Origin of the sequence: Algoriphagus antarcticus (assembly GCF_002150685.1) — a bacterium.
Taxonomy (GTDB): Bacteria; Bacteroidota; Bacteroidia; order Cytophagales; family Cyclobacteriaceae; genus Algoriphagus; species Algoriphagus antarcticus.
Genome location: NZ_MSSW01000030.1, coordinates 36,570 through 63,074 on the forward strand (window position 1 = coordinate 36,570; position 26,505 = coordinate 63,074).

The 26,505-nt window shown below is 41.1% G+C and carries 19 protein-coding genes and 2 pseudogenes; 13 read left to right on the plus strand and 8 right to left on the minus strand.

Annotated features, from left to right (window positions below; translation table 11 throughout):
- Positions 1–550: 550 nt before the first annotated feature.
- The 5 genes from BVH04_RS11105 to BVH04_RS11125 all read left to right on the plus strand — a co-directional run bounded on the left by BVH04_RS11105 (position 551) and on the right by BVH04_RS11125 (position 8,519).
- Entirely contained in the window at positions 551–2,338 is a 1,788-nt protein-coding gene (locus BVH04_RS11105; RefSeq protein WP_086541544.1) for a 3-keto-disaccharide hydrolase, read from the plus strand.
- A gap of 18 nt (positions 2,339–2,356) precedes the next feature.
- Positions 2,357–4,285 (plus strand): c-type cytochrome, encoded by a 1,929-nt coding sequence (locus BVH04_RS11110; protein ID WP_086541545.1) that lies wholly within the window; start codon positions 2,357–2,359, stop codon positions 4,283–4,285.
- A gap of 653 nt (positions 4,286–4,938) precedes the next feature.
- Positions 4,939–7,167, plus strand: a complete 2,229-nt coding sequence (locus BVH04_RS11115) for a heavy metal translocating P-type ATPase (protein WP_086541546.1) — start codon at positions 4,939–4,941, stop codon at positions 7,165–7,167.
- A gap of 233 nt (positions 7,168–7,400) precedes the next feature.
- On the plus strand, positions 7,401–7,610 hold the full coding sequence (locus tag BVH04_RS11120; RefSeq protein WP_086541547.1) for a heavy-metal-associated domain-containing protein: 210 nt from the start codon (positions 7,401–7,403) through the stop codon (positions 7,608–7,610).
- A gap of 123 nt (positions 7,611–7,733) precedes the next feature.
- A complete protein-coding gene (locus BVH04_RS11125; protein ID WP_086541548.1) occupies positions 7,734–8,519 on the plus strand; it encodes an AAA family ATPase in 786 nt (261 codons plus the stop codon).
- Between the two features lie 333 nt (positions 8,520–8,852).
- On the opposite strand, the gene BVH04_RS11130 is transcribed toward BVH04_RS11125, so the two are convergent.
- Positions 8,853–10,064, minus strand: coding sequence for a DUF2254 domain-containing protein (locus tag BVH04_RS11130; protein ID WP_086541549.1), 1,212 nt, complete (start codon positions 10,062–10,064; stop codon positions 8,853–8,855).
- A 554-nt stretch (positions 10,065–10,618) separates the two neighbouring features.
- On the opposite strand from BVH04_RS11130, the gene BVH04_RS11135 reads away from it, so the two are divergent.
- From BVH04_RS11135 to BVH04_RS11165, 8 genes and pseudogenes are all read left to right on the plus strand, one after another.
- On the plus strand, positions 10,619–11,047 hold the full coding sequence (locus BVH04_RS11135) for a CHY zinc finger protein (RefSeq protein WP_086541550.1): 429 nt from the start codon (positions 10,619–10,621) through the stop codon (positions 11,045–11,047).
- A gap of 172 nt (positions 11,048–11,219) precedes the next feature.
- Positions 11,220–11,594: a hypothetical protein gene (locus BVH04_RS25140; RefSeq protein WP_140160570.1), complete on the plus strand. Its 375-nt coding sequence runs from the start codon at positions 11,220–11,222 to the stop codon at positions 11,592–11,594.
- A gap of 77 nt (positions 11,595–11,671) precedes the next feature.
- Complete coding sequence (locus BVH04_RS11145) at positions 11,672–12,856, plus strand: TolC family protein (protein WP_086541552.1); 1,185 nt, start codon at positions 11,672–11,674, stop codon at positions 12,854–12,856.
- A 16-nt stretch (positions 12,857–12,872) separates the two neighbouring features.
- Complete coding sequence (locus BVH04_RS11150; protein WP_086541553.1) at positions 12,873–13,097, plus strand: hypothetical protein; 225 nt, start codon at positions 12,873–12,875, stop codon at positions 13,095–13,097.
- Between the two features lie 18 nt (positions 13,098–13,115).
- Positions 13,116–14,627, plus strand: coding sequence for an efflux RND transporter periplasmic adaptor subunit (locus tag BVH04_RS11155; protein WP_086541554.1), 1,512 nt, complete (start codon positions 13,116–13,118; stop codon positions 14,625–14,627).
- A 12-nt stretch (positions 14,628–14,639) separates the two neighbouring features.
- The gene (locus BVH04_RS11160) at positions 14,640–17,738 is read left to right on the plus strand and encodes an efflux RND transporter permease subunit (RefSeq protein ID WP_086541555.1); all 3,099 of its coding nucleotides are present in this window, start codon (positions 14,640–14,642) and stop codon (positions 17,736–17,738) included.
- Between the two features lie 190 nt (positions 17,739–17,928).
- Positions 17,929–18,156, plus strand: a pseudogene (gene tnpA, locus BVH04_RS26635) (IS66 family insertion sequence element accessory protein TnpA); the annotation flags it as partial.
- A 378-nt stretch (positions 18,157–18,534) separates the two neighbouring features.
- On the plus strand, positions 18,535–19,338 hold the full coding sequence (locus BVH04_RS11165) for a class I SAM-dependent methyltransferase (RefSeq protein ID WP_205635839.1): 804 nt from the start codon (positions 18,535–18,537) through the stop codon (positions 19,336–19,338).
- Positions 19,339–19,557: 219 nt separating this feature from the next.
- On the opposite strand, the gene BVH04_RS11170 is transcribed toward BVH04_RS11165, so the two are convergent.
- The 7 genes and pseudogenes from BVH04_RS11170 to BVH04_RS11205 all read right to left on the minus strand — a co-directional run bounded on the left by BVH04_RS11170 (position 19,558) and on the right by BVH04_RS11205 (position 26,501).
- Positions 19,558–19,953 (minus strand): hypothetical protein, encoded by a 396-nt coding sequence (locus BVH04_RS11170; RefSeq protein WP_140160571.1) that lies wholly within the window; start codon positions 19,951–19,953, stop codon positions 19,558–19,560.
- A gap of 515 nt (positions 19,954–20,468) precedes the next feature.
- Positions 20,469–20,837: pseudogene (locus BVH04_RS11175) on the minus strand (transposase); the annotation flags it as partial.
- The gene (locus tag BVH04_RS11180; protein ID WP_086541558.1) at positions 20,834–21,988 is read right to left on the minus strand and encodes a type 1 glutamine amidotransferase domain-containing protein; all 1,155 of its coding nucleotides are present in this window, start codon (positions 21,986–21,988) and stop codon (positions 20,834–20,836) included. The gene BVH04_RS11180 and the pseudogene BVH04_RS11175, both read right to left, overlap by 4 nt.
- A gap of 81 nt (positions 21,989–22,069) precedes the next feature.
- Positions 22,070–23,110 (minus strand): helix-turn-helix domain-containing protein, encoded by a 1,041-nt coding sequence (locus tag BVH04_RS11185; protein WP_086541559.1) that lies wholly within the window; start codon positions 23,108–23,110, stop codon positions 22,070–22,072.
- Between the two features lie 1,347 nt (positions 23,111–24,457).
- On the minus strand, positions 24,458–24,853 hold the full coding sequence (locus BVH04_RS11195; RefSeq protein WP_116116410.1) for a hypothetical protein: 396 nt from the start codon (positions 24,851–24,853) through the stop codon (positions 24,458–24,460).
- Positions 24,854–25,380: 527 nt separating this feature from the next.
- Complete coding sequence (locus tag BVH04_RS11200; protein WP_086541562.1) at positions 25,381–25,992, minus strand: hypothetical protein; 612 nt, start codon at positions 25,990–25,992, stop codon at positions 25,381–25,383.
- The gene (locus BVH04_RS11205) at positions 25,989–26,501 is read right to left on the minus strand and encodes a hypothetical protein (RefSeq protein ID WP_140160573.1); all 513 of its coding nucleotides are present in this window, start codon (positions 26,499–26,501) and stop codon (positions 25,989–25,991) included. The genes BVH04_RS11200 and BVH04_RS11205 overlap by 4 nt, the downstream gene beginning before the upstream one ends.
- Positions 26,502–26,505 lie beyond the last annotated feature (4 nt).

Sequence of the window (26,505 nt, forward strand, 5' to 3'; positions counted from 1 at the left end):
CAATAGTTAGTTTGCACAAAAAAATCCAGAAACTAACTTAGTATAAATTGACTTCTCAACACAGGCTGCCAGAATTCTTCTGGTAGCCTGTTTGATTTTATAATGTGATTATTCGGAATCTTGCCAGTATAAAATTTATAAGATCGAAAATCCAAAGACACAATGAATTCTGGTTTACAGTAAGTATGCCCGAAAATCCCTTCACAAAAAACAAGTCCAATGTCCCGCAGTGGGCCGATACTAATGGCTAGATACTTCAGAAGAAGCGAAAGCGCTAGGGCGTGGGTATCTCTGACGAGCTTTTCAAGGTTAACATTGGCAAGCATCAGAATTATTTAAGCTTCTGCTCTATCAAAGGAGATTTACTTGCAGAAAGGATCCTAGCGTTTATCTTTGAGTCTGAAAGAAAATTCGCTAGTCAGACTTAATAACATCTTTCTCATGACTTTGAGTCATATAATTTACAAAACTGGGAAGCGATGTATTCAACGTTTAAATTCTGCATTTTTTCTAATAAACCTCATTCTATCAATCAAACCCTCAAATTCACATGATTTTGAACAAACATGTAGGCTTGCTCACCGCCGCTTTAGCTCTCCAGCTGGGTTTCGTGCAAGCGCAGCAAAATCCTGTTAAGCTCGACCTAAGTTCCTTCGAAGGAAACAAAGGCAGCTGGACAGAAGTAGGAAAAGTCTGGGCAGACCCAGCGGTTCCTAATGCCCTTCAATCTGCCGATGGCACTGGCATTATGGCTAATCTTCCAACTAAGAAAAAAACTGGGGCAGACATTATTTCTACACAAAAGTTCGGAGATGTAGATCTTTCCTTGGAATACCTGGTCGCTCCCGGGTCTAATTCGGGAGTTTACCTTCAAGGAAATTATGAACTGCAAATCCTGGACAGCTGGACTGCTACCAACACCAAACCTGGTGACAATGGTGGAATCTATCAGCGCTGGGACGAGAGCAAGCCAGATGGCCAAAAAGGATATGAAGGTTACGCTCCACGGCAAAATGCAAGCAAAGCACCTGGTGTTTGGCAAAAGTTGGACGTGTCTTTCCAAGCTCCAAAATTCAATGCTGCGGGCGAGAAAACCGAAAACGCACGTTTCCTTTCCGTAAAACTCAACGGCGTCACTATACACGAAAACCTGGAAGTCTTCGGCCCTACCCGAGGCTCCATGACTGCAGAAGATGTAGCCGAAGGTCCGCTGAGAATTCAAGGAGATCATGGAGCTGTTGCATTCAGAAACATTGAAATCACCCCATTCGATGCCAAAACTCCTACAGTTTCGAAAGTGACTTACGAAACCTTTCAAGGTTCATTCAACAACTTGGAAGAGCTAGAAGGCAAATCATCCGTAGCTAAAGGAAGTGTTGCTTCCCTGAAAGAAGTTCCTACATCTGTATCTGATGTCAATTTGACTAAATACACAGCAAACTTAAATGTAGCTGAAACAGGTGAATACCAAATCTCACTTCAGGTTCCTGGCGGATTAGCTGGCTTCGCATTAGGTAGCGAATCGATTTCCAACCTTTCTGAGCAAGGCGTAAGAGTCAAAAAGCAATTAAAAGCTGGCGATAACCCAATCCAGATCATTGCTTCCAAAAACAGAAATTGGTCTGTAGATGGATTCAACTTGGCTATATCTGGCGCTGGACTTAGAGGCACAGATCTTTTGGTTTCCCAAGCTGGTGCTTCCCAAGATACCGACCCGATTTTAGTAGATGCTGATGCAACTCCTGTTTTGCGCAGTTTCAGAGATATTCCTAATCATAAAAGATTAAGTCATGTAGTTTCAGTTGCCAGCAGTGATCAGGTAAACTACGCATATGACATGGAAACAGGCACATTGATCCAAGTTTGGAGAGGTGAATTCTTGGATGCTACACCTATGTGGAATAGCCGTGGAAATGGGGTATCTGTCCCTCGAGGTGCAGTGATCAATTTGAGTACTCCTGCAGTAAACTCGGTTGGCAGTGATTACAGCCCTTCAGAAGAATTCAGAACCAAAGGCTACCAGTTAATGAATGGATCGGAAGACATCGTTTTCTCTTATCTACTTTCTGGCAAAACAGTAAAGGATGAGATCAAAGTGTTGGAATCCGGAAAAGGAATCAACAGATCCGTTTCTGGTATTAGCGATGGCTTTTACAAAATAGCAGCAGGAACTGAGATCCAAAAGATCAACAAAGGCTACTATTTATTGCCTGAAGTTGGTGTATATCTAGAATACGATGAGGCTACTTACGGAGCTCCGGTGACGCACACGACAGATGGCAATGCCGGTATTTTCTTGCCTGCAAAGGGAAACATCGATTATAATCTTCTCTTTTAATCCTAGGATATCGCAAAGATGAAAACATTATTAAAAAGTAAATTCATAAAAATAGCCTTTGGACTAGCAGCTGTGATTCAGCTGATGCCTGGGCAAGTAAATGCACAGGAATCCCCGAAAGAAGAGGATTTCTTCAAAATCATGCGAGTGACCGCTCCGGAAGGAACACTTCTGGAAGTTGGAGGCTTGACCGTTTTGCCAAATGGTGACCTGGGTGTAGGTACTCGTAGAGGAGACGTGTTTATCGTAGAAAACCCTACCAGTTCTAAGCCTTTCTTCAGAAAGTTTGCTTCTGGACTTCATGAGATTCTCGGACTTCATTACGAAGATGGAGCATTCTACATGGCGCAAAGAGGCGAGCTCACCAAGTTGGTTGATACAGATCAAGACGGCACGGCTGACTTGTACGAGACAGTTTACGCTTGGCCGATATCCGCACATTATCACGAATATAGCTTTGGTCCCAAAGTCGGCCCTGATGGTTCTTTCTTCGTGTCTGCAAACGTTGCTTTTGGCGACCAGCAATGGTGGAGAGGTGAGAGTCGAGTGCCATACAGAGGCTGGATCATGAAAATCAACCGTGACGGAAGCATGGAGCCTTATGCCACTGGAATGAGATCTCCAGCGGGTTTGGGTATGCTTGGCGACAAGTTGGTCTATACTGAAAACCAAGGTGATTACATGGGTTCTGGTGGACTTTGGTTCATCGATAAAGGAGATTTCACCGGCCATCCTGCAGGATTAGCTTGGACTGGACTTCCAGATTCCCCTTTGAAATTAACTACCGAGGAATTTAACAAAGTAGTAGATCCTCAGCTAGTGCCAAACGGAACTGGTGGCTATCTCAAACCAGAGAACGTAATGGATGCTCCCTACATCACTATGGCTCAGGCTAAAGAAAAACTTCCTGATTTGAAATTACCGGCAGTTTGGTTACCACACGGTATCCAGGGTATCTCCAACTCGGAGCCCATAGTAATTCCTGAAGGAAATTTCGGTCCTTTTGGAGGTCAGGTTTTGGTAGGTGATCAGGGTCAAAGTAAAATCATGCGTGTCATCCTTGAAGAAGTGAATGGCGTGATGCAAGGTGCTTCCATCGATTTCAGATCCGGCTTTCAGTCTGGAATCTTGAGAATGGCTTGGGCTCCAGATAAGTCTTTATTTATCGGTGAGACCAACCGTGGTTGGGGTTCTGCAGGTGAGGCAAATGAAGGTTTGCAGCGCTTGGTTTGGAATTACAACATTCCATTTGAAATGAAAACTGTAAAAGCTCAGCCTGATGGATTTTTAATTGAATTTACCAAGCCTGTTAACAAAGCTTCTGCCGAAGATTTGACTTCTTACGCGGTAGAAAGCTTTACCTATAAGTATTACCCTGTTTACGGTAGCCCACCAGTGGACAACAAAACCTTGAAAGTTCAAGGTGTGGAAGTTGCAGCAGATGGCATGTCAGCAAGAATAGCTGTGGAAGGTTTGAGGACTGATTATGTTCATAAGCTTAGCCTCAACGGGGTTCGTGCTGTGGATGGAAGCTTCTCATTAGTTCATCCTGATGCATATTATACGTTGCATAATATTCCTTCTGGTAGCAAAATGGTGATCAAAACTCCACCGGCTCCAGAACCGGCGAAAGAGGCAGTTGCCATAGCAAAGCCAGCTCAACCAAAAGCAGCTACTGCTTCTTCAGCAATCCCTACTGATGCAGAGATCAAGTCTATTTTAGCTAAAAATACCTGTTCTGCTTGCCATATGAAAGATAAAAAGGTAATCGGTCCAGCATATGAAGATGTAGCGAAAAGAAGATATTCAGATGAAAAAATCGTGGAGTTGATCTATAATCCACAGCCTCAAAACTGGCCTGATTATGCTACTCCGATGCCTCCAATGGCACAGGTATCCAAAGACGATGCGATGAAAATCGCCAAATGGATAAATTCATTGAGATAAGAATAGCACAAGGTTTTCGAACCATAGATTTTGAAATAGGCTTAGCGATTCAGTTCGTTAAGCCTTTTTTTGGGTTTGACCGCAGCGAACGCAGAGTTTTTCGCAGAGGTCTTGGAGAGTTATCCTGCTTCTCTGGAAACTGGATTGTTTACCATATTGTCAACTGGAATTATACTTATTATTCTTCTTTTTCATCAAGGCAAAAGAGATACAAAAACTTCTAAAAGAATATGAAAATCTTGTACTAATTAGCTTCACATGCCAACGGCATGACCTGTAACAGCCCTGTATGAAATGCTGGGCAAAAGAAACGTTAAATCATAATGAGAATGCCAACGGCATGATCCGTATCTTCTTTTCAGAGTAAATAGCCACGAAGAGCGCTATATTCGCAAAGTACTGATTGAAGACTTCGTTATCCTTCTTCGCATTAATGCCAAAAAGATTTGATCGCTCCATAGGAACATAACGAGCAAATCCAGCTTCTGGAGAAGCAGGACAACTTTAGATAAATGAGCTGTAATCTCTGCGTTAGCCTCCGTGGCTTCCGCGGTTAAGACCACAAAATCTCATAACTTTTACCCATAATTCCATAACACTTCCCGCATAGAGTCTTCCTAAGTTTGTACAGTCTAATCAAGACTAAAAATCTCATGGTAGAATCAAACCAAATACTACATAAAGAAACTTTCCCCGTCACTGGTATGACTTGCGCAGCATGTGCATCCAGCGTGGAAACAATTCTCCAATACACTGATGGGGTCAAATCCGCTCAGGTGAACTTTGCCAGCAGCACCGTTTTGGTCGAATATTCGGATGAAATCAACCCCGAAGGCCTAAACGAAGCACTTACTGCAATTGGCTACGGGCTGATCACGGAGACAGAGAATGTTGAAGAAAAGGTCTCCAACAACCAAAAAGAGCATTACCAAGAGCTGAAAAAGGATACCATAGGAGCCGCGATTCTGACGCTTCCCATATTCATCATCGGGATGTTTTTTATGCATTGGCATCCTGGAACTTGGATTTCTCTAGCCTTGGCGATCCCAGTACTTGCAGTTTTTGGTAGAAGGTTCTTTATCAGTGCTTGGAAGCAAGCCAAAAACAGAAGCGTCAATATGGATACGCTGGTGGCTTTGAGTACTTCAATTGCTTTTATCTTCAGTCTTTTCAACACACTTTTCCCGGAGTTCTGGATCAGTCGTGGTTTTGAGCCTCATGTTTACTATGAAGCGGCAACTGTGATTATCACTTTCATCCTTTTTGGAAAAATGCTTGAGGAAAAAGCGAAGTCAAAAACGTCCACAGCCCTCAAGAATTTAATGGGACTTCAGCCAAAAACCCTGAAAGCATTTATCGATGGAGCGGAGAAAGAAATCCCAATTTCTGAGGTACAAAAAGGCTATGAAATCATCGTTCGTCCGGGAGAGAAAATTCCTGTCGATGGAAAAGTGATTTCGGGAAATTCCTTTGTGGATGAAAGCATGATCAGCGGAGAACCTATTGCTGTAGAGAAATCAGAAAAAGATGAGGTTTTCGCAGGTACAATCAACCAAAAAGGAAGTTTTCACTTCACAGCTGAAAAAGTAGGAAGTGAAACACTTCTTTCACAGATCATCAAACGCGTGCAGGAAGCTCAGGGAAGCAAGGCACCAGTACAGAAATTGGTAGATAAAATCGCCTCCATCTTTGTTCCTACCGTGATTGGAATTTCGATCTTGACCTTTGCTGTTTGGATGATTATAGGCGGAGAAGATGCACTATCCCACGCAATTTTAAACGCTGTGGCCGTGCTGGTAATCGCCTGCCCTTGTGCACTTGGCTTGGCCACACCAACTGCCATTATGGTTGGAATAGGAAAAGGTGCCGAAAACAATATCCTGATCAAGGATGCAGAAAGCTTGGAAATAGCCCATAAAGTCAATGCAATTATCCTGGATAAGACTGGTACGATCACCGCCGGAAAACCAACCGTTTCGAACATGAACTGGGAAAGTGAGAAGTTAAAAATTCAGTTTGCTCCTATCCTACTTGCCATAGAATCTAAGTCAGAACATCCCCTGGCAGATGCGGTAAACAAAAAACTAAGCGAAGAAGGTTTCAAAGCTGGATCAATCAGCGGTTTCCAAAGCTTGACAGGAAAAGGAGTAGAAGCCAAAAATCAGGCAGGTCAAAAGCTCCTGGTAGGAAATGCGCAGCTGATCGAGTCTAATGGGATTTCTATGAATTCAGAGCAAAAAGACTTGGCAGAAACATGGAGCAATGAAGCCAAAACAGTAGTATTCTTTGCTAACGAAAAATCCGTACTGGCCGTATTAGCGATTTCTGATGAAATCAAACCAAACTCTAAATCAGCCATTAACAAGCTAAAAGAAAAAGGAATCGAAGTATATATGCTAACTGGTGACAATCGGCAAACTGCCGCCGCTGTTGCCAAACAAGTTGGTTTGACTGATTTCAAAGCAGAGGTGATGCCATCAGATAAATCAGACTTTGTCAAAGAACTTCAGGCCAAAGGCAAAATTGTAGCAATGGTCGGTGACGGCATCAATGATTCTGAAGCTTTGGCACAAGCTGATGTGAGCATCGCGATGGGTCACGGCTCGGATATTGCCATGGATGTGGCGAAAATGACCATCATTTCCTCCGATCTTGAAGTCATTCCCAAAGCCCTAAATTTGTCTGGTCAAACCGTGCGGGGAATTAAAGAAAACCTCTTTTGGGCTTTTATTTACAATCTGATTGGGATTCCCATCGCTGCAGGCGTACTTTATCCCTTAAACGGTTTCCTTCTCGATCCTATGATTGCAGGTGCTGCGATGGCATTTAGTTCTGTGTCTGTGGTGTTGAATAGTCTGCGTCTTAAAGGAAAAAAAATATAGCACTGGATTCACAAAACTTCATAATTCGAAATTCATCATTCATCATTCGAAATTGTCCAAAGTCAATAGTACAAAGTCCGATGTCATTTTCCATTTAATTAGAGAAGTTTTGTCTGTCCGAGCGAAGTCGAGGACACGATAAGTGGATAAGGCTTCGACTTCGCTCAGCCAGAAAAATAAAAATGAATGACCCTAATACCTAACCAAGTTTGTAATCTTAAAATCCAAATAAAATGAAAACTCAAAAATTCAAAACCAATATCGCCTGTGGCAATTGCTTGGCAAAAGTCACTCCTATCCTCAATGCTGAACCAAGAATCAACTCTTGGGAAGTGGATTTAAAAAGTGATGATCGGCTCTTGACTGTAGAATCCGAAGACATGAGTGCTGAGGATGTATTCAAAACAGTGATCAAAGCTGGATTTGTGGCTAAGCCTCAATAAATTGATTTAAAGAAAAATTAATTTTGCCACATCGATCTCTTTGCTGTGACACGGACATCGGACATCGGACACCCGGCATCCGTCTCCAATTTCCTCGTCTCCCTTCTTGAGTCCCCACAAACCATGTACTTTCTCCAACAAATCCATCTTCCCAGAAGCCGAAGCTCTCAGTTTCCTTTTTCTGTCAAATCCTTGGCGGAATTGGAAACGATGACTTTCGAAAGTCCGGTGACTGTTTTTGTTGGGGAAAATGGCTCGGGAAAATCAACACTGCTCAAAGCACTGGCGATCAAGTTGAATTTACCGGCCATTGGCAGCATAGATTTAGAAAGTGACGATACGCTTGACGGAGTAAAATCCTACGCTGAAGGCATCATCACCAAATGGAAGAATAAAGCTTACCGCGGCTTTTTCTTTAGAGCTGAGGATTACTTTGGCTTTGTAAAGCGACTACGAAATCTGGACGATGAACTGAAAGGAGATATCGTGGATTTCGAAAAGCGATTGAGTGGTTCAGGTTTGAAATTGGCTGTGGGTGCAGTACAGGGCCAAAAAGATGCGCTAATTCGTAAATATGGAAACCTGACGGAAGTGTCCCATGGAGAGGGATTTCTGAAAGTTTTGGAAGGCAGATTGCAGGCAGAAGGCATTTATCTGATTGACGAACCTGAAGCAGCACTTTCCCCACAGCGTCAATTGGCACTTTTCTCCCTGATCAAAAATCTGGCAGAAAATCACAGTTGCCAGTTTATCATCGCCACTCACTCCCCTATCTTGATGACCCTTCCCAATGCGACGATATTCCAGTTTGGTGATAGCATCCAAAAAGTCAATTATGAGGAGACCGAGCATTTCACCATTCTTAAAAACTTCCTGAATAATCCTGAAGCTTTCTTAAGGCATTTATAAATTAATAGCTTTTGTTCGGGATTTCGGCTACTCAGAATTAATAAAAATGGTTATACGCTTTTCTGCCAGTAGTGATATAACAGCATCAAAAAACTAGCCCCACTCTAGGATTGAGGCCACTTCGGTCACCCCTGCCTACCGGTAGGCAGGCGTCAACAGTCTTCCAACCTCTAAAGCAAAGAGTATATGGCTATGGCTACTGGCACGATTCCGTATAATCATATTGATTATACGATTACCTCTAATTCCGTAGCAATTGGATGTCTTATGAAAATACACCCTGGTCATTTCAGAAATTAACCATAAGATTATGTTGAGTGCCCATTAATCTGATCATTCACCCGCTACCTTCTTCTCCACTTGCTCCAAAAGCTTAAAAAGCGGAGGAGATGCAAGAACTAATGAAAGCTGTCCCAACAATAATTTAAATTCCTGGCTTAGCATTCGATCTTCTTTTCCATAATCCCAAATCGGGAAAATTACACGCTCAAATAGCTCATCAAAACTTAATTCTTGGCGGTAAACTTTAAATGGCCCTTCCTCTACTGAAAGTGTGGAAAGAGGGAAGTTGATTGCTCTAAACCCTAGCAAATCTACCAAAGCTCTCAAGCTGATAATTGCCGTTCCAGGATCATTTATTCCAGGACTGAGGGCCTTGAGAGCGATCTCAGTAAGCTGCCTGAATCCATATTCGTAGTTGCGTCTGACGGATTCGTGATTACTTAGTATTATTCCCAGTAAAGCGTCTTCCACTTGAGTCTCTTCAAGGTTTCGACTACATTTGAGTATAGGATGGCCTCGGAGAATATAGGTTCCCATGGGATAGATCGAGATCATACTGCACTTATTTTTCAATAAGAAATCCATCATTTCTTTGGAGTCAAAACCTTCAAAAATTCCGGATCGTGATGCTCTGATCACTGACAGAGCTGCAAATTCATTTGCTTCCTTAATTTCTACATTTTCAATACAAAAATCCTTCATTGCATGAAATGTGGAAGATTTGATTCGCTCTATAATGACATCATATTTGACTGACTGGGTGATATAATGAAGGAAATAAATGAAGAGGAAAAGATCAAAGACGGTAATTATAGTCAGTATAAAAATACTTAGAGATGGTATTTGAAATGAATCACCATATTCTCTAATCGTACTGAAAATGAAAAAAGTGTAAATAATCGTGCCGATGTAGATCCCAAGCACAATTTGCTGAAACCTGTTGCCGATGAGTTTGTCCAAGACCCGATTGCTCATCTGAGAAGCTGCCTGACTAAGGACAATCATTACCATCGAGAAACTGAAAACGGTAAGCGAGATTATTCCACCAACTATAGCCCCTAAGACGCCTCGAGCAGTAGAAGGATCCTTGATTGTCAGCCAAGGGATGTCAGCTTTTAGATTCTGACCGGCCTGCGATAAATCAAAAGAAAATATCAATGCTGCCAAAACTAAAAATCCCAAGCCTATAAATCCCGGTATAAACGCAATACTTGAAATGAAGGTCTGATACTTGGCAATCAGCCAAAGCCTTATTTTATCCATCTGTTTAAGTTAGTTATTGCCATTGGTTGTATTCGAAAAGGAGTTGAATTAGAATCCAAAATTCAGGTGTTCCACGCCAATCTCAAGCATTTAAGCCCTTATTATAATACCTTTATAGCTATTTTTTCAATAGTTAATTACAAGTTGTGATTATACGGAATCTTGCCAGTAGAAAATTTATAGGATCAAAAATCCAAAGACACCTCGAATTTCTGGTTTACTCCGGTCTTCGGTCATCGGTCTTCCAACCCATTGACCAAAGAGAATTCGCTTACTGGCAGAAAAGCGTAAATACATATTACAAGTATATCCACTTCTTATCATCAAATGAAGTTGAGTTATTCAAATGAAAAATCTCCAAACTTGGTTCATTTCGACAATCCTTGCCTAAAAACTAGGCAGTTATCTTGAAACATGCTGTTTGGAATTTGAAATTAGAATGAATATCTGCTACTCAGAATTTGTAATTCCGAGCTACTATCCTCGTATTTGAAATTCGATTGAATATCTTTCAACATTCAAACCAAATCACAGCACAGCACCCGATATCCCCAATGAAAATCCTTCTCCTATCCTTTCTGATCCTTTTCTCATGCCAAGTCCTAGCCCAGCAGGCTCCGCTCCTCCCAGTTGTAAGATCTGAAATCAAAGGAATCAATATCTATGGTAAGACGGTTGATAACCAGACGCGCTGTCAGCATTGGCATTCGGATTTGGATATCATTGCGATCAAGTTCAAGTGCTGTGAAAAGTACTATCCATGCTTTTCCTGCCATGAAGAGGAAGCTGATCACAAACCAGAAGTTTGGCCGAAGGAGGAGTTTGATACGAAAGCTATACTTTGCGGAGTCTGCGGTTCGGAATTGACAATCGCAGCATACCAAGCAAGTGGAAATACCTGCCCTAATTGCACTGCCGCTTTCAATCCGGGTTGCAGCAATCATTATCATTTGTATTTCGAGGTGGATTCTAGTAAAAAGTAAATTTTAGAAACCTCTTGATGTTTTCAGCATCCATAACTACTTCTCTCCTGCTTAACCACCTTTTTTATTCAGTCAACATTTGATTTATAGGATAATTTAAATTCCTTTGTACGAGGTGCGTACGTTCTCCAAGATAATAGCTCGATTTCTACTCAGCATGTTCTGCTTGTTCATGTTGCACCAATTGGCGCCCCATTCTCATCACCAGCATGAAATAGAAGTTCACTCAGATTACCATGCGGATGACCATGAGGGAACCTCGCATGAGCATCATTCCGACGAGAAGAATCCATTAGACTTTCTTTCCCTACTTTTTGCAAACCATGCCCATTCTCAACAGCTAGTTGATCACTCCCCTTCTCAGGTACAGACTTCTGAAACTCGCGTTGAGAAAAATAAAGTTCAAAAAACCACCCCAGAACTTTTTCGCAAGACAATTGATGAAGTAAGTCCTACAATGAAAAAACCTGTCCCCGAATTGTTAGGGACAGATAAGAACACCTACTTTATTTCTTTAGCCTTACGAGGCCCCCCTACCTTAGGATAATAAATACTTGATGAATTGCTCATCAAAGTCAAATGGATTTCTGTCCATTGAATTTTATTTATCCTAACTCATTTTACATGCTTAAAAATATTGTATGCGCCTTATGCGTATGTGTATTTTCATTCGAAGCTGCAGCTCAGTCGATTGGACTGATGCCCATTTTGCAGGAAATCGAACAAAATAATGCGTCGTTAAAGGCATTTTCATCACTCCTTGAGAGTGAACGGTTTTTGCTGAAATCTGGAAATAATCTTCCCGATCCTCAGGCAGGTGCTTTCTATCTTCCTTTCGGAGATCATTCGACCGGGGATTATTCGGAATTTCAAATTACACAGTCTTTTGAATTTCCGACTGTGTATGGCGCGAGAAACAACTTGATTGAAACACAAGTCAGTCAGAATGTGCTTCGCTACAAGCTGAAGCGTCAGGAGATTCTACTTCCTGCTGTTCAATTACTCCATCAACTAGTTTTTCTTGATAAAAAAAGAATTGTTGTAGTGGAGAGAACCTTACAAGCCAAAACGGTCTACACTCAATTGCAGAAGCTTTTCGAACTGGAGCAGATCGGGATCCTTGAAGTGAACAAAGGCAAAATAGCCTGGGTACAGGAACAATTCAAAATAGATCAGTTGGACGCTGACAAAAAGAATATCCTGCTTCAGCTCCAAAGTCTAAATGGAGGAAAAGAGATCCAATTCGATCCAAGTGTATTTGTAGAAAATCTGAAAATTGCGCCAAAGGATAGCATTTGGGCAAACAAAAAGTACACTGATCCTGAGCTTCTCCTGCTAAATCAGCGTGAAGAAGTCGCCAAGCAGCAAATCAAGCTCTCCAAAAACCAGATTCTTCCAAATTTAACTGCTGGATATAATTATCAGGGCGTAGCAGGATCTAACTATTCCGGGGTTTATGCAGGGGTGTCAATTCCGCTGTGGAGTGGTAGAAATACTGTCAAAGCAGCTGAGGCGCAATACCAATACCAAGTTTCCAATTCAAATGCCACTCAGAATTTAGCATTTTCTGAATTTTCCAAACAGTACAATCAATATCAAATACTGCTCATTAAGTACACTGAATATCGTCAAACATTGAGTGGTTTGGAGAGTGATGCGCTTTTGAAAGAAGCTTACGAGCTAGGCGAATTTTCCTTTATGGAATATTACGTAGAGCTACAGTTTTACCAGAAAGCACTGGACTTAATACTAGAAATGGAGAACCAATTACATCTATTAAAATCTGATTTACTAAAACATCAACTTTAACTTAAAAAACTGAATTATGAAATTATCAACCTTCGCAATCGCTATTATTCTCTTTATATCCGTGTCCTGTGGAAACAAAAAAGCCAATGAAGAGCATGGTCATTCTCATGAATCTGAAGAAGAGCACGGTCATGCCCATGACGAAGAGTCTACAATGGACCACCATCAAGAGGAGTTCAAGATAGAAAGTGACTCAACTGTACATACCCATGAGGATGGGAATACTCATAGTGATCATTAATCCAATAAGATAGATCATATGAGAAATTTTATTGTATTGCTTGTGCTGATCCTAGCTTCCTGCAAAGGACAGGAAGCAGAAGATCATGCCCATGACGCATCTGGAAGTCACATCACAGCAGACGAAGAAATTCCAACTGTTGACGAGACTGTATGGACAGCAAAAACAGAACTATTTGTAGAGTTCCCTGCCCTGGTGGTAGGCAAATCAAGTCGATTTGCAGCTCATGCTACCATTTTAGAGGAACACCAACCTGTGCGGGAAGGAAAAATGACCGTTAGTTTAATCAAAGGTGACAAAGGAATCCGCAATACTGTAGATGCACCTGATTCACCGGGCATCTTCAAGCCTTCCCTTGTACCGACCGAAGCAGGCGTGTATCAACTGGTATTCGAGATTGATACACCGACGCTTAAAGATAGAATTGTGGTTGATCAGGTGACCGTGTTTGCATCATTGGCCGATGCTACTGCAGCTTTGGGTGGTGAGGAAGCCGACGATGGGTCTATCACATTCTTAAAAGAACAGGCATGGAAAATTGATTTTCAAACCACTCCTGCTATTCAAAAGGAGATCTTTGAAACTATACCCACTTCGGGTGTATGGAAAGTTTCCCCTTCAGATTATGAAACACTGATAGCGACTACAAGCGGCAGGGTTACCTTCAAAAGTGAAAATCTGACAGAAGGAAGCAGCGTTAAGAAAGGTCAAGTACTTATGGCTGTCAGCAGCTCTGGACTTACTTCGAATAATTTGAGAGCCGAAATCCAAAATGCCAAGATTGTATTGGACCAAGCTACTGCTGAATTTGAACGAAAACAAAAGCTTTTCGAATCCAAAATTGTACCCAAAGCAGAACTGGAACAGGTTGAGCAAAAATACCTGGTAGCCAAATCAACTTATGAAACCCTCAACTCAGGATATTCGACTGGTGGGAAACAAGTTTCGGTACCATTTGACGGATATGTGAAAGCAATTGCGGTGAACAACGGCGCTTTTGTAGAACAGGGAGCGAGTTTGGTAACGATCACAAGTCATCAGACCAGTTTGTTAGAAGTACAAGTAAGTCCTCTTTACGCTAGAGAGCTACAGAATTTACAGGATCTATATTATCGGCCGAGTACGGACAAGTGGTCAAGCCTGAAAGGAACAGGAGGATCTATCCTTTCAATCGGCAAAGAGGTGGAAAGTGACAAACCGCTCTTATCAATCTATGCGGAAATCAATGATGTAGTAGAAATGCCAGAAGGAAGCTTTACAGAAGTAAAGCTAGCTGTAGGCAAACCGCGTTCAGCCGTTGTAATTCCTGAATCAGCCTTATTGGAGGACTACGGCAATTACGCAGTCATCGTAGAGTTGTCTGGGGAAAGCTTTGAAAGAAGGCAGGTTTCCATTGGACGAAAAAATGGTTTGGAAGTAGAGATTTTAAGTGGTTTGGCAGTAGGCGAAATGGTGGTATCCACAGGCGCCTATCAAGTGAAAATGGCTTCTATGTCTGGACAGGCTCCTGCTCACGGGCATGAACATTAACGCGCTGAAGCTATGCTAAATAAAATATTATCTTTTTCTCTTCGAAATAGATTGATGGTGCTATTGGGGGCTGTTTTACTAAGTATAACAGGAATCTACTTAGCACGCACTATGAATGTGGACGTCTTCCCAGACCTCTCCGCACCTACGGTTACGATTTTGACTGAGGCACATGGTATGGAATCTGAGGAAGTGGAAAAACTCGTCACTTACCAGCTGGAAACTGCCATGAACGGTTCGCCAAATGTGCGTAGAATCCGCTCCTCGTCTGCCGCTGGAATATCCATTGTATGGATAGAATTTGAGTGGGGAACTGACATCTACCGAGCACGGCAGATTGTAAATGAGCGCATCCCAATGGTGATTGAGAATTTACCTGATGGTGTGGGCATGCCCACGATGGCTCCTATCTCCTCTATTATGGGAGAAATCATGCTTCTGGGCGTAACCTCAGACAGCCTTTCCACGATGGAATTGCGTACGCTCGCCGACTGGACTATCCGACCTAGAATCAAATCAATTGGGGGTGTTGCCAATGTAATCGTCATCGGTGGAGACTATAAGCAATACCAAGTTTTGGCAAATCCTGAAAAACTCAAGTACTACGGGATAAGTCTGGGCGAACTGCTCGAGAAAGTGCAAGAATCCAATGTAAATGCCCCTGGTGGAGTTGTCAATCAATATGGCAACCAATATATCGTCAAAGGTAGTGGAAGAATCTATTCGCTTGAAGACCTGGAAGAAGCTGTGCTTAAACAGGTAAATGGACAGACGATAAAGATCAAGGATGTCGCAACCGTGCAGATTGGGGCAGCAGATAAGATTGGAGACGGTTCATTGAACGCCTCTCCTGCCGTAATTCTAACTGTAGCGAAGCAACCAGAAGTTAACACATTGGAGCTGACAGCCAGTCTTGATGAAGCAATTGCCGATTTACAGCAATCTCTTCCTGCAGGCGTGGAAATCAAAAGTCAAATATTCCGACAGTCAAACTTCATCGAGTCTTCGATAGCCAACCTCAACCGAACGCTCTTGGAAGGAGCCTTCTTTGTGGTGATCGTACTGTTTATCTTTCTCATGAATTGGAGAACAACAGTCATATCATTGGTAGCCATTCCCATTTCCCTATTAGTGTCAGTGATTGTGCTGAAATTATTGGGTTATACCATCAACACAATGAGTTTGGGAGGAATGGCTATTGCCATCGGTGCGCTGGTGGATGATGCGATTATTGATGTTGAGAATGTATTCAAAAGACTGAGGGAAAATATCCTGAAACCAAAAAATGAGCGTGAACCGTTGCTCACTGTGGTAAAATCGGCGTCTATAGAAATCAGAAGCTCAATAATTATCGCCACACTAATCATTATCGTTTCCTTTATCCCACTTTTCTTTTTGAGCGGAATGGAAGGCAGATTATTGCAGCCTTTGGGAATTGCTTTCATTACCTCAGTCCTCACTTCTTTGGTAGTGGCTGTGACCGTCACACCTGTGTTGTGTTCCTATCTTCTCAAAAACGAGGAAGTTCTCGCCAAACAGGCCAATGGGACTAAAGTAGAGCGATGGTTGAAACGACAATATGCAGCGTCCTTAGTCAAGGCTTTGAAGATACCCAAAACAATTATGGGTGTTACCATTGGTGCATTTATACTGAGTTTACTTGTATTTACGCAGCTCGGAAGAAGTTTCCTTCCCGAATTCAACGAAGGTTCTTTAGTAATAAGCGTCGTTGGAATACCTGGAATGTCTTTGGAAGAAAGCAATAAAACGGGTCAATTGGTAGAGCAGATTCTATTGGACATGCCTGAGGTGGAAGTAGTCACCAGAAGGACAGGAAGAGCCGAGCTCGACGAGCATGCACAAGGGGTAAACGCCGCGGAGATAGACGTTCCTTTTATCCTCACAGACAAATCCAAGGAGGAGTTTTTCGAAGAAGTGAGAACAAGATTGAGTATCGTTCCAGGTGCAAATATCACGCTTGGTCAGCCGATTGCTCACCGAATTGATCACATGCTTTCGGGGACACGAGCCAATATTGCCATCAAGATATTTGGCGCTGATTTGCAGCAGCTCTATGAGATAGGCAAGAACATCGAAACCAGCATCAAACCGATTGAAGGGATTGCAGACGTGGCTGTGGATCAGCAAGTGGAAGTTCCTCAGCTCCGTATCACACCAAATAGACAGATCCTTGCAGCCCACGGGATGACTGTAGGTGATTTCATGGAGCAGATTGACGTGGCATTTGCCGGAGAAAAGGCAGGGGAAGTTTACGAAGGTCAGAAATACTTTGATCTGATGGTTAGATACAGGCCAGAGTCAAGGAGCAGCAAAGAAGCGTTAGAAACTGCCTTAATAAGTTTGCCAAACAAGGCACAAATTCCGCTAAATCAACTGGCAACTATTGGATCTGTAAGTAGTCCCAATACGATAAGCAGAGAAAATGTCCAGCGAAAGATTGTAGTGGCGGCAAATGTCCAAGGCAGAGATCTTCGAAGCGTGGTCAATGATATTCAGGAAATCATAGGGAATGACATTCAGATCCCTGAAGGCTACCGAGTGGAATATGACGGTCAGTTTGAAAGTGAGGCCAAAGCTTCCAGCCTATTGTTAATCACGGCAGGGCTCGCAATTTTGGTGATTTTCTTATTGCTGTACTATGAATTTCAAGATGTCAGACTTTCATTTATTGTACTGATTAATTTGCCTTTGGGTCTGATTGGTGGGATTTTGATCGTCTACTTTACCTCAGGAATAATCAGCATTGCTGCTACAATTGGCTTTATCAGTTTGTTCGGCATAGCCACACGAAACGGAATATTACTGGTTTCCAGGTATGAAGACTTGAGAAAAGAAGGAATGAAAGGAATTGAACTGCTAAAGACAGGTGCTTTGGACAGATTAAACCCTATTCTCATGACAGCTTTGACCACTGGTCTAGCCCTGATCCCATTGGCTTTGAAAAGTGGAGAACCTGGAAATGAAATCCAGAGCCCCATGGCCGTGGTAATTCTGGGGGGCTTGCTGACAGCTACTTTGCTTAACTTGATCGTAATTCCATGTGTTTACGAACTGGTTTTGAAAAGAGAAGACGGACAATTAAATAACTAGAATAAATGCCCCGTGATGATGCTGCGGGGCATTTTTATTTCAGGTTGTTTGCAGCGCAAGAAGATTGTATCCATCCGACCAACCCCATATTTCGAGCGGTTTCCTGAATGCTTAAAGTTGCAGGATGAAAAAGACAACCAATGAAGCATATTATTCCCTGAACTGTAAGTGGCAGTAATCCGGCAAGACCAAGACAGCCTTTGCTGCATCAGAAGGCATACCCAAAGCAACGTTCTATTATTGGTGCAGAAAGTTTGACACCGATACCATCCCTGCAGCTTTCCCCTCCCCGTTTTCAATTATTCCGATGCATCCTACCACGGCAAGCCCGGTAGCCAGGATCAGCTATCCCTCGGGGATCTGTGTGGAACTGTTTGGCGCTGTGGATGTGGTCACCGTGCGTGAGTTGTTGGGCTGATGCTGGCCCTTTCAAGTTCAGTCCGGTACTTCTTGTACCATGAACCGACCGACATGCGTTACGGGATCAACTCGCTTGCATCAAAATATTAAAGCGTTATACATTCGAAACTATACGGATTTCAACTAGCTTCAACACCAATCCAACACTGGAATTGATACGAGTATGGAATTGCTTCCGACTGCTATCGGAATCCACCCAGTCCAAACATCGATTTAACTACACTCAGAGAGCGATATCCATTTTAGACCGATGCAGCAACTTACCAATTGTCCTACCTGTAACTCCACCACGATAGGTTCTTTTATTAAAATCAGTGCTCAAATGCATTCCAGTAATGAGTTGTTCAATTTTGACCAATGCGAGGAATGTAAACTGGTGTTCTTAAATCCCAGAGTACCATTAGACCAGCTAAAAAACTACTATACTTCTTATTATTTACCCTACAGAGGAGCAAAAGCGTGGGGGAAGTATGAAAAATTGGTGGAGAACAGCCAGCAAAAGTTAGATCTAAGACGCGTGAAGCGAACAAAAGAGGCTCATGATTTTTCACCCGACTCCTTGATTTTAGATATTGGCAGCGGCAGACCAAGTTTTTTAAAGGCCTGTCAGCAAATCCTAAATTGTCGAACTATCGGCATTGACTTCAGTGATGAAGGATGGAAAAATGAACCGGATCAATTTGAAGGGCTAGATTTACAAGTCGCAGAAATTCAAGATCTACCAAGCAGTTTGCAGCCTGATGTAATTACCATGTGGCACTATTTAGAGCATGATTACTCCCCGCTTAAAAACCTTAGATATTTAAAATCCATTTCGAAACCTTCCACGACACTTATCATTGAGATACCCAACTTCGATTCAGCGAGTAGGAAAAAATATGGCGAAAATTGGGCAGGTTGGCATGCACCGCGCCATATTTCATTATTCTCGCCGGATAACATCACGCTACTGCTTCAAAAAAGCGGTTGGAAAGTTTCCGAACTACTCACGTACGGCACGATGGATCCTTATTTTTTATATTGGATGAGCGATATGGAGAAAAAAGAAATCAAGTGGGATAAAAATATGGAGGACGAATTCTTAAGATTTATACTTGGAATACTGCGATTTAGGATACAAAATTGGCAGGAGAAAAAATCGTCTCATGGAATTATGACCATCATTGCAACTCCAGAATAGCTTCTTTTAAATGTTTAGAAGATCTTTAGCTTTCCTCAGTATCCTTAGCAATTGGTTTAGCTGTCCTTAGAAAGGACAATATTGAATTCAATAGAATTATAAATTCTTCTACGCTTAGGCAAACACTCTACACCTAGCGGGGAACATTTGGTCACTTTAATTTTTGCTGCTACTCAAGAATCCTGATTTATAGTCAAAAATTGTCCGTTTGATTAACTTCTAATTCTGTCTTGGAATATTTGCCGAATCCAGCAGAGTCTTCTTCTTTCTCAATAAGTACTGATCGATATTGACCCTTTCAATATGACTTCTGTTACCTTCTAAAAATTCATAACCCAACTGATCGAAAAAATTAAGCGCATCGACCAGCGAATTAAACTCGATCACCCTTCCATCTGAATCAGTGATCTGAGATTCATTTATTCTGCCCCTTGACCTATCCTGACCAAAATCAACTTGAATTCTGACTTTGGGACTAAATACCTTACCTATTTTAGTAAACTCAATATAGGTGACATTGATCTCCGATAAAGGCACGTTATCTACTGTTTGAGATTGCACAGTGAAGCTTCCAGAAATCATGAAAATTAAGACTACGATCCTGATTTTTCGCATGGGTTTTTGTACACGGGTTTATTTAACTACAATTCACTAAAAAACTATAAAATGGACTATTTAAATAGAATTAACTTCAGGTACGCTAGTCTAGTGATTTTGTTTGGCAAAATTCAGAAAATCCTTATGCTTACTCTTACAGTTCGGCACTCCGCCACAGCGGGCTGGCACTTCGGGGTTATTAAATAATTACTAGGCAAAGTCATCTAAATATTATTAATCCACAGACCACGAAGTGGTCAAACCATGATTAGCCCCCGGTAAAACCGGGGGTTAATCATGAAGATGAGAACCCCAAGACGGCGAAGCTGTCGAACTTTCAGGTAACAGAATTACTTCCGACTACTGTACGGAATCCATAAGGTATTAAAGCGTAGTTGCATCCGACCACTGTACGGATTACGCTTAGGCTAGTATTCTGCAACTAGTGGGGGAATTACAAATTCTTAAAAATATGAAAGCGTAGTTGCATCCGACCACTGTACGGATTACGCTTAGTCTAGCACTCTACACCTACCAGGGGCATACAATGCCAAAATTTGATCATCCAAGCCACTGGTGAGATCCCTTTGTCGTTTCCCTATCAGTTCTGGTTCAAAATCCCCATTCCGATCACGTGGAGTCGAAATCTCGAGATGTCCAACGTTACTTAGGACTCGTTTGGGAGTCCTGCCATTTCGCTTATTTAAGCTATCCGAAGCTCGCTCTTGAGTAAGAAAACTCTCAATTTCCCCATCAAGCATCATATTGACCATTTGTTGTAAAATCGCACTAAATGGGCTCTCTTTGCCAAGCAATTCCTTTTTACTGTAAAGGCGCTCTTTTAATCGCTCATTCATCTGAGGATCACTAAATAATTCTTCAAGTGTTCGTTTCTTTGTCATCTATTTGTAAAATTAGCAGACACACTTAAATGAACAGTCTCAGTAGGCCTTTCTTTCGAAGTAGTCTTTACATGTCTTAAAAGTCCGATAATCTCAAACCCTTTTGAAATCTCCCACTGCATCGCTGCTACCAGTGCGTGCATTGCAATCAGATCTCTACTGATTACTTGTTTTTCACCACTACTTAATTCCTCGATCATTTGTTTGGCTTTACCGTACCCCCTTTTTTCATAGGCATTTAAAATCAGGACTGCATTTTCGGCGGCTGTTTTTTCTCTTTTTTTCAGTTCGTAGCCTAATCGAGTGACCATAGTTTCTGCAACAACCCAAGTTGACCAAGGATTTTGTCCCGTGACCAAGGTTCCATCTGAAATGACGTTTTCAAGATACATGGCGCCTTCAGAATACAATGCCCCATTTTCTATCAGTTTATCCTGCAACATGAAAGGGAATATCACCTGAGCCTCTTTGATCAGAAAAAGTTCTTCGCGGTTTGTGAATGAAGAAACCTTTCGGCCTTTCAAATAGGGAGTGCCATCTGTCAATTTCACATTTACCAAAGCTGCCGGCCCATGACAAACCGCACCAATTATTTTCCCTTGTTCATGGTATATTTTTACGGCTTTTTGAATGGACTTATGATCTGGGAAATCAAACATTGCACCCTTTCCACCTACAAAATAGATTGCCTCATATTCTTCTAAAAGTACATTTTCCATGGCAATTGTGCCTTTTGCTTTTCGCATAGCGAGGGTATCTTTTAGAAAAGCGTAATCATACTCAGTCATATCTTCATCATCGAGGACCATCTGCGGTTCACCGCCCCGTGTACTCGCTATGTCTACTTCAAATCCATTGGCAACAAATACATAGTAGGCTTGAGCCAGTTCGGTAAGTTCGTACCCTGTTTTCTTACCTGTCGTTGGAAAAGATGCGGTGCTGGTAACCACGGCTAAAATTTTCCCTCTGTTTTGTACAGGATTGTCTGTCAAATAGGGCAGGGAGGAAGGAAACACATCTTTGAGATTTTCAGAAGAGGAGTTTGGGGTTGAAAGCAAACTCATAAACCACCACCCGAAACCGGCCAATAAAACAATAGATCCTGCCACCAGCATCAGTGAACATTTTACAAACTTTTTAATTCTAGACATAAGTATATTTTTTCAACAAAGAATATACTCTTGCTGATTAGAAACTCCCGAAATGATCATTTCGAAAGAGAAACTGATCATTTAACGCATGTTGCGAAATGCAAGGGGAGTTGAGCCGGTTTGCTTTTTAAAGGCTGTATTGAAACTGGAGAGGCTATTGAATCCGGATTCCATTGCAATTGCCGATATGGTATAATGCTCAAATTTTGAATCCCTCAATTGCTTTATACTTTCTTCAATTCGATAGTAATTGATAAACGAATTGAAATTCTTACCGCTCTTTCGGTTGATTACCATAGAAATGATCTGAGGGCTTTGGTGGAAATGCTCGCCCAGAAATTTGAGTGTCAGATCGGGATTTTTGAAACCCTTTTCTTCAACCATCAATTTTTGAATTCTCAAATAGATTTGCTCGCCCAGATTCTCCGGAATTTGTGTGGACTTATATTTTTCGTATTCTACTTTATCGATAAAGCGATTTTTGATCACCAGAAAGCTGATCGAATAAGCCACAATTGAATAAAGAATAGGGCCAATAATATATGGGATGTCTTCATCAAAGAGATTTAAACTATAGACAAACCAAATAGCCAATAGCCCGAAGAAGATTAGCCTAAGCAGTTGATAATTAGTTGAATTTACCGCGGGCGCTTTGACGGCCGCTCGATAGCTAAAGACGATATAGCTTATATAATGTCCGTAGTAAAAAGCATACACCACGACAAAAACCCAGAGCGGAAAAGACCTTAGGTGAATTTCCTCGATCCAAAAACCAAAACATATTCCAAAAATGGCCGGGAGAAAATGCAGAAAATGAATATTCCGGAGCGAGAAAGAGCGCAAGAGCAGTGATTTTGAAAATAGGTAAAACAAAGGGCCGATTAGCAACATGGAGGCAAGACCAATAAAAATGATCTTTACATGTAAATCTTGAGCAAACTCTAGCAAGACCGATTTGCCCACTCTAAAAGACAATACGAAAAGAAGAAAACCGAGTAACTGATTGGAAAGGCTACTACCTCTCTTATGAAAAAAAAGGAATACACCGAGAAGAAGTCCATGAATAACACCCAAACCGCTAATAATTATCAATGCGATATCACCTATCGATAGCTCTTCCATAGTTACTCCTATAATTTTTTTTGTTAATTCCTTTTCAGAAATTCTGCCGGCATATTGAGTTACTAAACTACAAATTTTACGCTTACGACAGCTTTTACATGGATGGTGAGATAGCCATGAATAAATTTACCTCCAGCGTCATGAATATCCGGGTATTCCCTCGCTTCGGATTCTACAACACGACTTTGTGTCCGTGCTTAATGGCGAAACAAATCGGCTCAGAGGTGAAAAATATCGGCTCAGAACTGAATTACAAATTCTATCTGATTGTCGAGCGAGGTTCCAAATTTCGCTCAGGCTGAGGGTTCGCCAAAACGATTAATTGTTGATCGTGTTAGGATTACAAATCCCCGGATTAAGGTTCGAGATTGCATCCGCGATAAATATCGGGACTCGAACAGCTGGGTCATTCCAAACCTAGCATGGGAAATTTAAATGGATGATTTGGTCCCGATTTGTTCGACACCCTTCAGGGTCGTTGGGTGTGATTCACATTGGTTTTACCACGGGTTTCACCCATGGCTCCCGATAATTCGGGACAAGTTATTCATAGTTTGATCTCCCGATAAATCGGGACAGGCATTTCAGGATCATAAATAAGAAGGGGACTATAACGAGTTGAACATGGCAGATATGTTTTTATTCCAATGACCACGATGTGGTCAAACCATGATTAGCCCTCGGTGGAACCGGGGGTTTGGAGATCAATGCTGGGAAATGGTAACCCTGAAGGGGTTGAACTTTTAATGAAAGAAATCAAGGATTTGTTACATCCAAAGCTGTACGGATTAATCTTAGTCATTGATTACGCCTTTTCGGGGATTGCAAATCCCTAGATCAAGGTTCGAGAATACAAATCTCCAAACAGCTATTTTCCAATACCCACGATTAAAGCCATGAAATTAGGCGTCCTGTAGGGACGCTAGATTAGTAGCCCGGGGTTTCAACCCCGGGTAAAAGAAAGAGCATTGGTTTTTTTGTTTTGGCAGGAATGAGGGCAATCGGGAAAAGGAGGATTCGCCAAAACGATTGATTGTTGATTGTATTAGGATTGCAAATCCCTAGATCAAGGTTCGAGATTGCATCCGCGATAAATATCGGGACTCGAACAGCTGGCGGGCGGGGATTATAGAAGATTTTAAAGCGTTTTGCATCCGACGACTGTACGGATTACGACTAGGCTAGCATTCTAAAGCTGGGGGAGATTCTTAAAAATATTAAAGTGTAGTTGCAGGCTACGCTTAGGCAAATACTCTACACCTAGCGGGGAACATTTGGTCCCCTTTAATTTTTGCTGCTACTCAAGAATCCTGATTTATAGTCAAATATTGTCCGTTTGATTAACTTCTAATTCTGTCTTGGAATATTTGCTGAATCCAGCAGAGTCTTCTTCTTTCTCAATAAGTACTGATCGATATTGACCCTTTCAATATGACTTCTGTTACCTTCTAAAAACTCATAACCCAACTGATCGAAAAAATTAAGCGCATCGACCAGCGAATTGAACTCGATCACCCTTCCATCTGAATCAGTGATCTGAGATTCATTTATTCGGCCCCTTGACCTATCCTGACCAAAATCAACTTGAATTCTGACTTTGGGACTAAATACCTTACCTATTTCAGTAAACTCAATATAGGTGACATTGATCTCCGATAAAGGCACGTTATCTACTGTTTGAGATTGCACAGTGAAGCTTCCAGAAATCATGAAAATTAAGACTACGATCCTGATTTTTCGCATGGGTTTTTGTACATGGGTTTATTTAACTACAATTCACTAAAAAACTATAAAATGGACTATTTAAATAGAATTAACTTCAGGTACGCTAGTCTAGTGATTTTGTTTGGCAAAACTTTGATGATCCTATTGGCACTTGATCTTTCGAGAAAAGCAAGTTTCGCCAAAACTATTAATTGTTGATTGTTTTGGGATTACAAATCCCTTGATCAAGGTTCGAGATTACAAATCTCGAACAGCTGGCTCTTAAAGGGAGCCAAATTATCGCAATAGCATCGTAGATGCGAAATTTTTGTAGCCACAGGTTTTTAACCTGTGGTTATAAATTGTAATAACGTTTCCGGGTTTTGGCCGAGTCGATGTCAATCTAGAAATGAATGCTTCGCCAAAACGGAGAGATGGCAATAAAAAAGGGTTCGACTACCTTCGGGAAATTATAAATTCCTGAAGATAGTAAAGCGTAGATGCAATCTACGCTTAGGCAAGGACTACGCTTAAGCTGGCATACCACACCTAGTGGGGATATTCTACTAAATGCTGCCCAATTCCTTTTTAAACTCAGATTTAATAACTTTTTTTAATTCTGAGATTCGCCCTTCAATTTTTTCAGTGTAGAACAAGTTTAATTCTTTTGCAATTTCATTCCTTGTTTCTCTATCATCAGAAAGCATGTCTTTTGTTGTTTGAAGTCCATACCCCTTAATAAAAATACTCTTTATTTCATTTAAATAAATACAAATTTCATCACTGAAATATATTTCATTTTGATCATAGAATTGGATAAAATCGTTTCCTTTAATTAAAACGTCAGCCATTTGAGCCTCTCGCGTAGGAGGATTAAACTTAACTGGTTTCATAAGTTCAAAAAAAGCTAAATCTGCTATTACTAATTTCTGATAGGTAATTTTTAATATTTCTGATTTTTGGGCGGTCAGACTATTTAGTTTAAGTTGGTATTCTATTAACGATCTGTCAATATTAGATTTAAATTGCATATTTTCGAATGAGAGCTCATTCTTATACTTTTCAACTTTTTTAGCAAAAAAATGAGATATTAGGTATTTAGAAATCCAAATAATTAAAGGAGTAGCGAATCCTATTGTACAAATCAAGACAATTACTATTTCATATATTATTTTCATTTTTTGTATTTTAAATATCTTTTAATGTCTTTGTATTTTTGAAAGTTTTCAGATTTCATTTCTTTAATATCTTTGATTAAAAATTCTAAGATCTGAAACTCATCTATTTTTGTATTTTTATTCCCTAACTCCTTTCTCATCTCGAGTAGTACCTTACCTAAAAAGGGTATTAAAAGGGACACGTTTTCATTATATTTCTCTTTATCGTAAATAAGCTGAAACATATCATTAAAAGCTTTAACAACCTCATCATTGCCATATAGACTCAGACTCAATACTTCTTTTCTATATTCATTGCTTAATATTTTACTTACGACTTTTCCTTGTTCTTGTGAATTTTTTGAATTGCTAATCATTGATATGATAGGTTCAATAACTTTAAAATAGTTATCTCTTTTTTTCTGAAAAAAAGTTTCTTGTTCTAATAAAAGCCTATCTCTCTGTTTTTGGTAATAAGCTCCTATAATTAGTGAGAATATTGGTACTATAATTGAAATTATTGTAATCATTGAA